We start from the raw sequence: 13967 nt of genomic DNA on the forward strand, positions 1-13967 counted from the left end.
AAGAAGTAGTTTCGCCCTGACGAGCCTTTGTCATTCCGACCCCAAAGGTGTCATTCTGGCTTGTCCAGAATCCATCCGCCTTTCTGTCATTGCGAGGCTTTGCCGAAGCAATCTTTTCCCCTCTCCCCTTGCGGGAGAGGGTGAGGGTGAGGGGTCATTCTGAATTCAGCCTGTCATTCTGAATTCATTTCAGAATCTCAGCTTCCTTATTTCTGTCTTACTAACCCCTTGCAATAAGGCATTGAAAAGAAATATTATTTAGGCGATTGAGGGATTTGTAAAAGCTATGTGGATAAAAACTGTCAGGCTGGTTAATTTTGGAAGTTTCAAGGATTCCGGCGGAATAGAGTTTTCAAAAAGTATTAATGTCTTAACTGGTCAAAATAATGCTGGGAAATCCTTGATATTGAAATCAATTCTTCAAATGCAACACCCTTCAGTTAGTGTTAATGACATTCGGAAAGGTGAAGAGAATTGTGAAATTAAAATCAAGTCCGAAGAGTTTAATTACACTCATTACCCTAACATTAACAAGGTAGAGGGAACAGCTGGGCCCACCATGTTCATAAGGACGTTACACAAAAATAAAGGTCAGACTTATAGTCAGACTTATAGAATGAACATACCCTCTATCGGTGAAAGAGATGCAGGACTTATACCATCTACTGAACCTCATAATTTTATTTATCCCTCAGACAAACTCATTAGCCCAACCCCCAGCCACCGGGGCTTGAGATAGAGAGGAAGCGATGAAGCCAATAAGACTATCAGGGCATGCTAAAGAACAGCTTTTTTATAGGGGTACTACCGAGGAAGAAGTTTTTGAAGCCATCAGGACATCTGAGTGGCAGCCTGCTGAATTAGGCAGGCTTGAATGCAGAAAAGACTTTGCCTTTGAAAATATTTGGAATAAGAAGTATTATAAAGTTAAGCAGGTAAGACCGATATTTGCAGATGAAGACACAGAGATAGTTGTAGTAACGGTCTATACCTATTACTTTTAGGAGGATACTATGAGGATAACTTATGATTCAGAGGTGGATGCCCTGTATATCCGTTTCATAGAGACTACAGTGACGACAAAGCATGTTGCTGAAGGTATTGCGGTTGACTATGATTCAGAGGGCAAGATAGCAGGCATAGAGATACTTGATGCAGTAAAGAGATTTGGCACAAAGGATGTCTTTAAAAAAGTAACCCTTGAGGACCTTGCCTTACAGTCAAAATAAAACATCTAAATGCACATCCCCCTCCACCTATCCCCTCCTCATCAAAGCTCTCCGCCCGGGCATTGTCATACAGGGACAAACAAATAGGGACAGGTGTTCTATCTCACTAATTCGGTAACTTTTTGGAGTTTATCTAAATTCATTTATTTTTCGGCATTCCCTTCCCCCCTTTGTTAAATTTCAGTGAAGCGAAGGAGGCTAAAGAAAAGAAGTGGGGTTTGGGGCAAAGCCCCAAAGGGAAGAACCCCTTAAAGGAATTTACACAAAATGATTGACATTACCCTTTAATAAGTAACATTTCGGCAAATTTGGGGAATCTGTTATATTAATATGTATGCTTATAATACCTGCGATAGATTTAAAAGACGGGCATTGCGTAAGGCTCATTCAGGGAAGAAAGGATGATGTAACCGTATATTCCTATGACCCTGTGGCAACTGCACTTAGGTGGGAGTCCCTCGGTGCAAAGCTCATTCACATAGTAGACCTCGATGGCGCATTCACAGGCTCTCAAAAGAACCTCGAAAGCATAATAGCTATAAGAAAGGCTGTTAAGGCGGAGCTTGAGGTAGGCGGAGGAATTAGGGACCTGAATACAATAAAGGAGCTCATCTCTTTTGGTATAGAAAGGGTTATACTTGGCACATCTACGATAGAAAACCCTGCGCTCATTGAGGAGGCATCAAAGGCTTACCCGGGGAATGTGCTTGTGGGTTTAGATGCAAGGGACGGTATGGTGGCTGTTAAAGGATGGGTTGAGGCTACATCCAAAAGGGCAGTTGAGGTTGCAATCAGGATGGCATCTTTAGGCGCAGGAGGTATAATCTATACGGATATCTCGAGGGATGGCATGCTTACAGGTCCAAATATCTCAGCAGTGAGAGAAATCGTTTCCGCAGTAGAGATACCTGTCATTGCCTCAGGCGGCGTCTCCTCGCTAAACGATATAAGAAAGCTCATGGAGGTCAATGGGCTATGGGGGGTTATTACAGGAAAGGCAATCTATGAAGGTAACTTAGATTTAAAAGAGGCAATAAGATTAACGGAAGGCTCTTAATATGCTTACAAAGAGGATAATACCATGTCTCGATGTAAAAGACGGAAGGGTTGTCAAAGGAGTAAGCTTCATTAATCTCAGGGATGCAGGGGACCCGGTCGAGAATGCAAAGTTCTATGATGCCGAAGGTGCTGATGAGCTTGTATTCTTGGACATAACCGCATCCCACGAAAAGCGGAACATAATAATAGATGTTGTGATGCATACGGCAGAAGAGGTCTTCATGCCCCTTACAGTTGGAGGAGGGATAAGGGACCTCGATGACATAAGGGAGCTTCTCAGGGCAGGCTCTGACAAGGTCTCGATTAACACTGCCGCTGTGAATAACCCTGATTTCATAAGGCAGGCATCCGAGAGATTCGGCAGTCAGTGCATTGTGGTTGCAATAGATGCAAAAAGATGTTATGGCGCTAAGGGCAAGGCTCCCGAATGGCTTAGGTCCCACCATGACCTCATGCCTCTTCCTAATGCTCAGTCATGGGAGGTATACACACATGGAGGAAGAAGACCAAAGGGGCTCGATGCAATAAAATGGGCAGTATATGTGGAAAGCTTAGGTGCAGGCGAAGTCCTTCTTACGAGCATGGACAGGGATGGAACAAAAGACGGATATGACATTGTGCTTACAAAAGCAGTCTCATCCTCGGTCTCTATACCTGTCATTGCCTCAGGCGGTGCAGGAACCCTCAAACACCTCTATGAGGGACTTACGGATGGAGGGGCAGACGCAGTTTTAGCCGCATCTATATTCCACTACAGGGAATACTCCATAAAAGAGGCTAAGGAATACCTCAGAGGAAAAGGCGTGGCTATAAGACTCTGATGGACTTCCTCGAAAGGATAAAAGAAACAATCGAAAAACACTCCATGTTCCGAGGAGGCGAAACGGTTCTTATAGGGCTTTCAGGAGGAGCTGATTCGGTTTGCCTTTTAACTTTGCTTAAAAAACTAAGCCCTGCGATTGGGATTAAACTCCATGCAGTTTATATAGACCATGGATTAAGGCCAAATGAAACGGAAAAAGAGATTGCCTTTCTAAAAGACCTTACAGTGTCCATGGAAATACCATTGACCATAAAGTCTGCTGATGTAAAGGCACATGCAAAAGAGCACGGCATGAGCAAGCAGGAATCAGGAAGACAACTCAGATACGAGCTTTTCGATTTGGTCTCCTATGAGATATCTGCCACAAAGGTCGCACTCGGACATAACATGGATGACCAGATAGAGACATTTTTTATGAGGATTCTAAGAGGCTCGGGACCAAAAGGGCTTTCAGCCATACCACCCAAAAGGGGCAATATCATCAGACCACTTATAGAGACCCAAAGAAAAGACATAGAGGGATTCCTCGAGAAAGAGAAGATCCCCTACACGGAGGATTCCTCGAACCTGAAGGACGATTACCTCAGAAACAAAATCAGGCATTCCCTTATCCCTCGGCTTGAAGAATTAAACCCTAATCTCAGAGAGACCATCTCGAAAACAGTAGAGATATTCCGTGAGGAAGACAGATATTTCGAGACACTCGTTACAAAGACCATGATGAAACTTATCAGCAGGAAAAACCATAGCTCCATCGAGCTATTCCTTGCACCTCTTGAGACCATGGACAGGGTCATACTGAGAAGGACTCTGAGAAGGGCAGTGGATGAGACAAAAGGGTTAAGAGAGATAGGTTTTACACATATAGAAGATATTATTGGACTCATAGAAAAAGGAAGGCATGGCAACAGGCTTTATCTTCCAAAAGGTGTAAGGGCAATAAAACAATACTCCACATTAAAGCTCACATCAGAGCCTTCTTTAAGATTAGGCACATATATGCTTCAGGCACAGGGAGAGGTTGTGCTCAAAGAGGCAGGGGTAGTGCTTGAGGCAGAGCTTATGGAAGGACTTAAGGAGAAGCTCGATGGAAGGTCTGTAGCAGTTTTCGATGGAGATAAGCTGTCATTTCCCCTTCGCATAAGGGCAAGGGAAAAAGGGGATTTCTTTTACCCCTATGGTTTTGGAAAAAGGAAAAAGATTCAGGATTTTTTTGTGGATGAAAAGCTACCAAAAGACGAGAGGGATAAAACTCCAATAGTCCTATCGGGCTCGGAGATAATATGGGTTTTGGGCATGAGGCAGGATGACAGGTTTAAGGCAACCCCTGAGACAAAACGGTTTACAGTCTTAAAAGTAAAATACCTGCGTGGCTAATCTGAGTCGGAGAGTTACCAGCACCCTATTTTCCCTGAGGCTTGCTATTGTTCTGATAGGCTTTATCGCAACTGCCTCACAGATTCTCGTCATCAGAGAGCTCCTCGTTGTGTTTCATGGAAGCGAACTCACCATAGGCATTATCTTAGGCAGTTGGCTTATCCTTGCAGCAGGAGGAAGTTATTATTTCCGAAACAAAGCAGTGCATATCAGGAGGGGACTTAGATGGTTTTCGGTCTTACAAATACTCATTGGTTTTTCCCCTCTTTTAAGCATTGCCTTTATCCGCTCATTCAGATACCTTCTTGGAATCCCAATAGGAGAGGTCTTAGGCATACACTATGTGGCAGTCGTTGGGTTAGTGGCATCTGCACCTGTCTCTGTGCTAAGCGGTATGCTGTTTCCCTTTGCATGCCACATCATTCAGGTATCTTCGAGCAAAAAAGAGGCTCCTTCGAATGTCTATCTTTATGAGGGAGGAGGCGGATTCCTTTCAGGGCTTTCCCTTACGCTTTATCTGATTGGGATACTCAGCCCTATAGAGCTTTCATTTGGCATTGCCCTTTTAAGTCTTTCTTCGGTCTTTCTTTATCTTACATTTAGCCGTGAGTCATCTGTCCTCAGAAACACCGCAACTGCACTCATACTCTTAATAAGCATCTCGTTTTTTTTATCCGTCCCCAAAAAGATAAACGAGGCGACATCCAAGATGCTCTGGTATGAATATGACCTTCAGGAGACAAAAAACTCCGTATACTCTAATATTGCAATTATAAAGAAAAACGGCCAGTATACATTTTTTTCAAATGGCTCGCCGTATGCAGTAACGCCTGTGCCTGAAAGTTATATAGAAGAGATATCGCATTTTCCAATGCTTTTCCATGACAATCCAGACGATGTCCTTTTGATTGGCAGTGGAGCAGGCGGACTGATAAGAGAGACACTGAAACATCCAGTTAAAAGGATTCACTACACAGAGCAAGACCCGCTTACAATAGAGAGCTTTAAGAGATTCCCAACTCCAGTCACGGAATACGAGCTTAACCATCCTGCGGTAAGCACCTACAATTTAGAAGGAAGAGTCTTCTTAAGAAAGACCTCCTCTATGTATGACCTTATAGCAGTGAATCTGCCCATGCCCTCGACACTTCAGCTTAACCGCAATTACACGGTAGAGTTCTTCAGGCTTGTGAGTGCTCGGCTTAAGGAGCACGGAATACTCTCCATAACCCTTTCCGGTGGAGAGGCATATCTTTCAAAACAGATGAGACAATTAAACAGAAGGCTTTATGCCTCCTTAAAGGCGGTATTTCCGCATGTGAGGGTAATTGTGGGTGACCCAAATATCTTTCTTGCCTCGAATTCAAAAGGCATAGAGACCATAGGGCATGAAATGCTTATTAAAAGGCTTAATTCGAGAAAAATCTCTGCAGGGCTTGTTAACGAACAATACATAAGATATAAGATGGATAGCATAAGCTCGATACTGCTTGAAAGGAGCATTATCGAGCAGAAAGAAACACCCAACGGAGACACTAATCCGTTGGGTGTGTTTGATGCCCAACAGGCATTAAATCTTCAATTCTCTCCGTATATGGTCAGGATAATGGATATGTTTAGTAATATCCCCTTTGGCTTTTACATTGTCTTAGTTGCCTGTCTGACTTTAATCTTAACCGTTATCCAGAGGAGTAAAAGACAGCTTTTCATCGTCTATGCAATAGCCACAACAGGGCTTTGGAGTATGCTCCAGAGCATTCTTCTTATCATGTTATTTCAGATTTACTATGGCTATGTTTATCACTACATAGGACTTCTGACATCCTTATTCATGCTGGGGTTGGCACTGGGAGCATTTGCAGGCATGAAGATGGTTAAGATAAAGCTCGTATTAATCGAGTCTCTGATATTGCTGATTACATCTCTTACATATATATTAATCCTGCTTGAGCTTAAGCCTGAGATACTACAACCTCTAATCTTTTGCCTTATAATATCCTCTGGATTTCTCACAGGGATAAGTTTTCCTGTGGCAGTGAGGCTCATGGACAGCTCTTACACCGAGGTAAGCAGGGTTGGAGGAGGGCTTTATGCAATAGACCTGTTCGGTGCATTTTTTGGCGCACTGACGACTGCTGTTTTATTTATCCCAATGATGGGGATAAATAAAACCCTTTTTCTGGTCATGGCAGTGAAGGCAGGAAGCCTGATTCTTGTAAAAAAGTCCTCTTCACTCCCTTCCTGATTTCTTCTATAATCTTCATATGAAGGCATTAAAAAGGGATTCCCTCGAAAGATACTTCGGAAGCATTCTAAAAGGATGTAAGCTAATTGAGTTTAAGCCATTAGGAAGGGGTGTTCACGGAAGGGGTTTTCTCATCTCCCTTAAGACAAAAGAGGGCATAAAAAACTATGTTCTTAAGGGCATTCTGCCAGAAGGGCTTGGTCATGACTATCCTTCTGATAGGGCAGGAATGCTTCTTTTAGCACTTAACAATTACGGAAGGCTTTTAAAGCATGTAAAAGCCCTTGATGTTCTCTCACTCGGTAAGAAAGGCATTCTTAAATCCATAGGTGGCGGAAAGGAATACTTTCTTCTTATGGAGCAGGCAGAAGGAACATCGTATTTCAAAGACCTCAAGGAATTCTCGAAAAAGAAATGCCTCGATGAAGAGGATAAAAAAAAGATTCTCTTAATGGCAGAATATCTTAGAAAGATACATTCTGTGAAGAAACGCTCAAGGACCCTTTATCTTAGAAAACTCAGAGATATTATAGGTCATGGAGAATGCCTTATGGGTGTGTTTGACACATACCCAGATGGAGTCTTAAGTTGCAAGAGGATGGCTGAGATTGAGAAAAAGTGTATTGACTGGCGGGCAAGACTTAAAGATAGATGGAGAAGGCTTTCGCAGATACACGGAGATTTCCATCCCGGCAATATCTGGTGGGCTAATCATAAGGATTTCGTTTTACTTGACAGAAGTAGAGGTGAATGGGGCGAGCCTGCCGATGACATAACTGCACTTGCCATAAACTATATATTCTTCTCGATAAAGCACTTTAATGCCATAAAAGGAGCATATCTGGAGGGATTTAGATTGTTTTTTGAAAAATACATAAGCCTTACAGGCGACAGTGAGATTCTCGATGTTCTTGCCCTGTTTTTTGCTTTTAGGGGTGCTGTTGTCGCAAACCCTGTTTTTTATCCTGAGCTTACACAAAAGCAAAGAAGGCTCCTCTTCAGGTTTGTAATAAATGTGCTTGACTCTAAGAGATTCATTCCGGATAAGGTTCAGTGTTATCTCAAATTATAGATTGACTTTACCTATAGTTTTGTAGTAAAAATTAATATGGGTGAGCTGTCAGCACTCAGGAAGAGACTCCTCATCGGCTATACGATAATACTCTTTCTTGTCCAATGGGGACTGCCTCTGTTTTATTTCTTCTTCGGTCTTAACCTCCAATGGGAACTGGTATCATCCACGGTTGTTTTGTTTTTTTTGGGTGTTACCGTAACAGGCAGTATATTCGGCATATATATTCCACTAAGGATTTTAAGGACAGATGCCTCTTATCCAAACAAGGTAGTATTCTTAAATGCCATTGGCGTTGGGATTTTCTATGGCACAGGAATATTTCATCTCAGGTACACATACGGTGCCACATTTCTTACTGTTGCCAAGATTTCGATTCTTGCCTTGAGTGTTGGGATTTTGCAATGTCTTTCTTCGTTCATTTTTACGCTTAAGACCCTATATCCCTATATGCAACGGGATGGTCCTAAAAAAAGGAAAAGTTTGTTTTATAAAAACCTACTTTTTGTCTTCTCCCTTGTTCTTCTTGGCATAATAATCGTAGGCAGTGTATCGTTCAACGAGGTCGAGGAATTCCTAAGAGGGCATTTTGCAGAGCAGAGTATTCAGATAGATAATGTCCTGTTAAATGTGCTTTTGGCATTTCTGATAGCAGGGGCAATTGTTTTAATACTTTTGTTTGAATTCACACGGCTGATGGTTTTGCCCTTAAAAGAGCTTTCTGATTCCGCAAAGGCAATTTCAGCCGGGCAAATGGAAAAAGCAAGGGCAATCACAGGAGACGAGGTCGAAGACCTTGTCAATGCATTCAATCTGATGGTCGAAAAGCTTAGAAAGAGGGAAGAAGAACTAATACTCAAGGGACAGCACCTTGCGATCCTTTATAGTCTTGCCGAGGCATTGAATCAGAATAAGACCCAGCAGGAGATATTTCATATGACAATGCATTGGATGGAAACCGTGTTTGGCTTTGAGGTCGGCACACTGAGGCGGCTGAAAGGAAGTGCTCTTAATCTTATAGCATCAAAAGGGATAGAGGAGGCTTTTATCGGGAAAATACAGACTGTCAAAGTTGGAGAATCCATCTCAGGCATGGTGGCTTTGAAAAAGGATGTGGTGGTGTTTGAAAATGCATCCGAAGTTTCCGAAGTCTATACAGAAACTGCAAAGTCACTGGGGCTTAAATGCCTCATAAGCATTCCCTTGAGGTCAAAAGAGGTGCTTATAGGAACCATGAGTGTTGGCAGTCGCCTTAAAAGGGAGATACATCCTGATAATATTAAACTGCTTAATTCCATCTCCAGCCTCTTAGGTATTGCCATTGAAAGGTCAGGTGAATTTGACAGGGTCGAGGAGGAGAAATTCGAATGGGAAACAGCAGTAAACTCTATATCGGACATTGTTTCTATACATGATAACCAATGGAGGATTAAAAAGGTTAACCCTGCGTTTGTTAAACATTTTGGCATAAAAGAGCATGAGGTTCAGGGAAAATACTGCTATGAGGTCTTTCACGGAACGAGCATTCCGCCTCCAGAGTGTCCCTTGATGGAAACCATGGTTACACGAAATAAGTCAAGCACAACTATGGAAACAAAGGATAACAAAGTTCTTGCCATATCGGTTCATCCCATCTACAAGAGTAACGGTGTTATTAATGAAAGTATTCACATAATGAGAGATGTAACCGAGATATATAGATCAAGGGAGCATCTGCATCAGGCAGACAAGATGGGTGCATTAGGAAGGCTTACCGCAGGAATCGCACATAATGTCAATAACCCTTTGACATACAGTCTTAATTATCTTCATATCCTTAAGGAGACATGCGATGAAAATACAAAAGAGATGATTGCTAAAGTAGAGGAGGGCATTCGAAGGTCAAAAAATGTCCTTGAGGGATTTCTAAACTTCTCTACTCCTTCCAAAGGACAGGTTGAGGTTATAGACCTTGAAGAAATAATCAGGGAAATAATTACATTTCTTTCAGCCGAGATAAAGAAGAAAAATATTCTTATTCATACGGGATTCTCATCCGAGACAAAAGTAAAAACACAGAGAAAGGCTATAGAGGAGGTCTTACTGAACCTTTTTACAAATTCCATCGATGCAGAGGCAACGGAGATAACCGTAGAGGCTTATAAAGACCAGGAAGACATAACAATAGTGGTAACTGATAACGGCTCTGGCATTCCTAAGGAGCACATCCCAATGATATTTGAGCCATACTTCAGCACAAAACCAATGGGCAAAGGCACAGGACTTGGCCTTTATACCTCATATAACATAATTAAGTCCCTTAAAGGCGATATCTGGTGCCATAGCCATAAAAACACAGGCACCCAGTTCCTTATTCACCTACCACATCAAGCTTAATTTACCAGAAAATTTGTCCAAAATCCGACTATTTGTCCATTTTCCGACACACCGATTACAAAGAAAACTTCTATTAAAGCTTTAGATAAATTGGCAATTATTCGGAATAGTTAAAGATTAGATTTTTTAATCTCATAGTTTTTTATTCAGGCAAAGAAATTGCTTATAAGGAAATTGCTTTTTCTTAAAGAAAATAATAATGGCACTTCTTGTTATTGACGATGAAAAAGACTGTAGGGAATCTCTTGGGGAGCTTTTGAGGCTTGCAGGCCACAAGGTGATTACTGCAGACTGTGGTGAGGAGGCATTGAAGGTATTAAGGAACAACAATATCTCTTTGATGCTCGTTGACCTGATTATGCCTAAGATGAGCGGTGAGGAGTTTATCAAAAAGGCATGGGGTGAAGGGCACATAGTGCCTGTGCTCGTTGTGACTGCTGTTTCGCCGTGGAAGACGGCAGGCATTACAGAGCTCGGGATAGGCTATATACGGAAGCCTTATGATAGTAAAATGCTTCTTGGGGTAGTAGAGACCCTTTTGAAAAAGACAGGGGGAGACATGGGGTGAACAAACTTGCACAGGCAATAATACTTCAGTCGGTTGAAGACATGTGGGATAAACAGCATAGGGCAGAGTGCATGGAGTTTTTTACAGGCGAGGGTTTTCACATATGCGCTCAGATGGCAGGACTTTTGCCTAATGAAAAATCTAAACTGCTGAATCTGGCATGGAAGGTCCTGATGCTTACAAACTCGCAAGATGAATCTGCCGGAAAACGAAATGCCGAGCAAACGGATAGGACTCCGGCTTTGACTTTTTAGGTGACAGGTTTTTTGAGGAAATGTCATTGCGTGGGACTAATACTCCTGGAGCAATCCCCATGAGGTTGCTCCGTCCTGACCGAAATGAGTTTTCAGGACAGGACACGCAATGACAGAAAGCGTGGGAAGGGAAAAATTGATTTGCTAAAACGAGGCGATATTGTAAAGCATTTTAGCAGTGACCAGAAGGGCGTTGTTGTTGACTGGGGCGTATTTCATCATAAATTCAAGAGATATGTGCTGGCAAAAAGGGAGACAGCTGACTTTGTCAGGGTCTGGACAGGTGGTAAAATCGAGGTCTGGCCCATCGGCAATATAAAGACGAAAGGAGAGGCGCCTTAAGTTTCTTTCCACGCTCCCTACGGTTGCTCGCAATGACCCACAGTTTTGTCATTGACCTTAACTATTTGATTTACATATACTATGCAGGAGGTATAACATGCTTATTAAGTACCTGAAAGACATTCCGATATTCAATCATCTCAATGAATCCCACCTTAAAGAAATTGCCCTTAGATGTAGAAGTGTCTCCTTCAAGAAAGGCGATGTGGTCTTTCATATGACCAGCCCGAGCACAGACCTCTATGTCGTGCTTCAAGGCAAGCTAAAGGCAGAGCGCATAGACGAAGAGGGTGCTGAGATTGTGCTTTCCCATTTCGAGCAAGGGGATTTCTTTGGAGAGCTAAGTCTCATAGATGCCAAGGGAAGGTCGGCAACCATAGTGGCAGAGGAGGCTTCGGAGCTTGCCATTTTAAGGAGGGATGTATTTCTTGAGCTTTTACTTAAGGACTCAAAGATTGCAGTGGAGCTCATAGTTACGCTTGCAGACCGCTTAAGAAAGGCAGATGAGATGATAGAGTCTTTAGCATTTCTTGCAGTTGGCGAAAGACTTCTTAAGTCGCTTATTGAAATAGGAAGACATGAGGGCAAGGCAGAAAAAGGCTTTATAAGGGTCAGTAAGCTAACTCATAAAGACCTTGCAAGCCGAATCGGAGCCTCAAGAGAAGCAGTTTCAAAGTGCATGAAGACATTCGCATCCAAAGGCATTATCAAAGAATCCGAGGGCTATATCCTTATCTCCGATGACATCTCCGATAAAGGTCTCATGGTCTAAAGCCATCTATCCCAATGTGAATTTTACCTTGACCTTAAGGGTTTTTTGATGCACTATCTCTATAGGGCTCTAAAAATAATGTTGACAAAGAGGCTAAATAGAGGCAAAATTTAGTCAAACATAATTACTATTAACTTATATTATATATATTAAAGGGGGCACTCAGGGGGTAAAATGAAGAAAAGATTAGTTTTAGTTTTTCTGTTTATCTTTGTTATCATGGTTTCCGAGGGGTTATGCGAGGTCAGATGTATAGATACAGAAGGAGAGGCGGTTATCGTAAACAATGACATCCCATCTGCAAAGGTAGAGGCAATTGCGAGGGCAAAGTGGTCTGCAATAGAACAGACGGTTGGCGTTGAGGTCAAGGCAGAGTCAGTTGTTCAGAACATGGCACTTGTCGATGATGCAGTAAGCAAAGAGATTAAGGGTATCGTTACATCACATAAAACATTGGATGAAAAAAACAGGGGCGACACTTTCTGGGTGAAGGTAAATGCCTGTGTGGAGCCCTCAAAGGCGATGCAGGCAATGTCTTCGCTTTCCATGAATAGTTCGATAGCAGTGTTTATTCCTGCAAGAAAACCAAAGGTTGTTGGTGAAGCTGAGGTTGCCGAATATGAGGAGACAAACATCCTCTCAGAGACCCTTATAGGCAAACTAACAGAGCAGGGCTATACAGTTACCGATGTTGCTCCAACAGAGGCAGTAGAGGCAGGGGAGATAGAAAAGGCAATCAAAAGCGGCAATTACCTTACATTAAGAAGTCTCATGTACAAATTCCTCTCGAATATACTCCTCATCGGAAAGGTTGACTATACGGTCTCTACAAAGAAAGGCGAGGATGTTGGATATGGAGTCTTGATGCCTTTCAATAATGTCACTGTAAGACTAACATACCGTATTGTTGTCAAAGACCCAAAAACAGGCAAGATGGTTATCCTTTCGGCAGGCGAAAAGGAAGGCAAAGGCATGGCGGGCAATGTGGAGGATGCCACTGCCAAAGGGCACAGGGATTTGGCAGAAAAGCTCATCCCTGTCATTATGGATAAGGTCTCCGAGTATATAAAAGGCATGGCAAGAAGAATAGAGGTCAAGGTCAAAGGCATTACCGATATAGGCACTAATTTCGAGATAAAGGATTCCCTTCAGAATATCACATGGGTAAAGTCTGTGGAGGAAAAAGGGCTCGGTGAGTTCATAGTCAGCTACACTGAAAACACCATCTATTTAGCCAATAGCATTGGGCAGAAAGGGAATCTCGAGGTTACAGGCTTTTCGCCTTATGCAATAACAATAAATTACCTGAAGTAGTAAAAAATGCTAAAACGTATAGCAATAATATTGAGCTTATTCCTCATCTCTTTAGTAGATGCTGGTTCTTCTTTAGCTCAATCAGAATTCGTTATATTTGGGCCAAAGCAATACGACAAGCCCAAAGGCAAGCCTGTTACCTACACAGATACCTTTAAGGCATACCCTGCCACTTACCAGCTCTGGGTTCAAAGCGGGCAAGATGGACTTAATGAGGTAAAAAATGTCTCTGTTAGCATTAATGGTGTAGAGGTATTAGACTCCAGAGACCTGAGAAAGAGTAATCCATCTATAAAGACAATAAACCTTCAATCAACCAACACTATCAAAGTAGTCTTAAAAGGACAGGGTGGAAACTTCATTAAAGTTAAGGTGGTAGCACCACCGCTAAACATCACAGTCCTTTCTCCATCTGCCGGAGAGACAATATCAAGCCCAAAGGTGATAGTAACTGGAACAATAGAAAATTTCATAGGAGAGTTAGGGGTAACTGTAAATGGAATAGTGGCAGATGTTTATGGCAATCAGTTTGTCGT

15 protein-coding genes are annotated in these 13967 nt (G+C 42.4%); all 15 read left to right on the plus strand.

Annotation, left to right across the window (positions count from 1 at the left end; all coding sequences use genetic code 11):
• Nucleotides 1–286 precede the first annotated feature (286 nt).
• Nucleotides 287–739: an AAA family ATPase gene (locus HY805_03795; protein ID MBI4823338.1), complete on the plus strand. Its 453-nt coding sequence runs from the start codon at nucleotides 287–289 to the stop codon at nucleotides 737–739.
• 10 nt (nucleotides 740–749) lie between these two features.
• Nucleotides 750–1004 carry a hypothetical protein gene (locus HY805_03800; GenBank protein MBI4823339.1) on the plus strand — a complete coding sequence of 85 codons (255 nt, stop codon included), beginning with the start codon at nucleotides 750–752 and terminating at the stop codon, nucleotides 1002–1004.
• Between the two features lie 9 nt (nucleotides 1005–1013).
• Nucleotides 1014–1229, plus strand: a complete 216-nt coding sequence (locus HY805_03805; GenBank protein ID MBI4823340.1) for a DUF2283 domain-containing protein — start codon at nucleotides 1014–1016, stop codon at nucleotides 1227–1229.
• Between the two features lie 334 nt (nucleotides 1230–1563).
• Nucleotides 1564–2286: a 1-(5-phosphoribosyl)-5-[(5-phosphoribosylamino)methylideneamino]imidazole-4-carboxamide isomerase gene (hisA, locus tag HY805_03810; protein ID MBI4823341.1), complete on the plus strand. Its 723-nt coding sequence runs from the start codon at nucleotides 1564–1566 to the stop codon at nucleotides 2284–2286.
• A gap of 1 nt (nucleotide 2287) precedes the next feature.
• Nucleotides 2288–3109, plus strand: coding sequence for an imidazole glycerol phosphate synthase subunit HisF (hisF, locus tag HY805_03815; protein ID MBI4823342.1), 822 nt, complete (start codon nucleotides 2288–2290; stop codon nucleotides 3107–3109).
• On the plus strand, nucleotides 3109–4488 hold the full coding sequence (gene tilS, locus HY805_03820) for a tRNA lysidine(34) synthetase TilS (GenBank protein ID MBI4823343.1): 1380 nt from the start codon (nucleotides 3109–3111) through the stop codon (nucleotides 4486–4488). The genes hisF and tilS overlap by 1 nt, the downstream gene beginning before the upstream one ends.
• Nucleotides 4481–6733 (plus strand): hypothetical protein, encoded by a 2253-nt coding sequence (locus HY805_03825; protein ID MBI4823344.1) that lies wholly within the window; start codon nucleotides 4481–4483, stop codon nucleotides 6731–6733. Before tilS ends, HY805_03825 begins: the two co-directional genes overlap by 8 nt.
• 19 nt (nucleotides 6734–6752) lie before the next feature.
• Nucleotides 6753–7805 carry a phosphotransferase gene (locus tag HY805_03830; GenBank protein MBI4823345.1) on the plus strand — a complete coding sequence of 351 codons (1053 nt, stop codon included), beginning with the start codon at nucleotides 6753–6755 and terminating at the stop codon, nucleotides 7803–7805.
• A gap of 36 nt (nucleotides 7806–7841) precedes the next feature.
• Complete coding sequence (locus tag HY805_03835) at nucleotides 7842–10181, plus strand: PAS domain-containing protein (GenBank protein ID MBI4823346.1); 2340 nt, start codon at nucleotides 7842–7844, stop codon at nucleotides 10179–10181.
• 199 nt (nucleotides 10182–10380) lie between these two features.
• Nucleotides 10381–10749, plus strand: a complete 369-nt coding sequence (locus tag HY805_03840; GenBank protein ID MBI4823347.1) for a response regulator — start codon at nucleotides 10381–10383, stop codon at nucleotides 10747–10749.
• Nucleotides 10746–11003 (plus strand): hypothetical protein, encoded by a 258-nt coding sequence (locus tag HY805_03845; GenBank protein ID MBI4823348.1) that lies wholly within the window; start codon nucleotides 10746–10748, stop codon nucleotides 11001–11003. Before HY805_03840 ends, HY805_03845 begins: the two co-directional genes overlap by 4 nt.
• 141 nt (nucleotides 11004–11144) lie before the next feature.
• Nucleotides 11145–11345: a hypothetical protein gene (locus HY805_03850; GenBank protein MBI4823349.1), complete on the plus strand. Its 201-nt coding sequence runs from the start codon at nucleotides 11145–11147 to the stop codon at nucleotides 11343–11345.
• Between the two features lie 97 nt (nucleotides 11346–11442).
• Nucleotides 11443–12117 carry a Crp/Fnr family transcriptional regulator gene (locus HY805_03855; protein MBI4823350.1) on the plus strand — a complete coding sequence of 225 codons (675 nt, stop codon included), beginning with the start codon at nucleotides 11443–11445 and terminating at the stop codon, nucleotides 12115–12117.
• 174 nt (nucleotides 12118–12291) lie between these two features.
• The gene (locus tag HY805_03860) at nucleotides 12292–13431 is read left to right on the plus strand and encodes a hypothetical protein (GenBank protein ID MBI4823351.1); all 1140 of its coding nucleotides are present in this window, start codon (nucleotides 12292–12294) and stop codon (nucleotides 13429–13431) included.
• A 6-nt stretch (nucleotides 13432–13437) separates the two neighbouring features.
• The coding region (locus tag HY805_03865; protein ID MBI4823352.1) for a hypothetical protein at nucleotides 13438–13967 on the plus strand (530 nt) is incomplete at its 3' end.

This window comes from Nitrospirota bacterium, assembly GCA_016207905.1.
In the GTDB taxonomy this organism is placed as follows: domain Bacteria; phylum Nitrospirota; class Thermodesulfovibrionia; order Thermodesulfovibrionales; family JdFR-86; genus JACQZC01.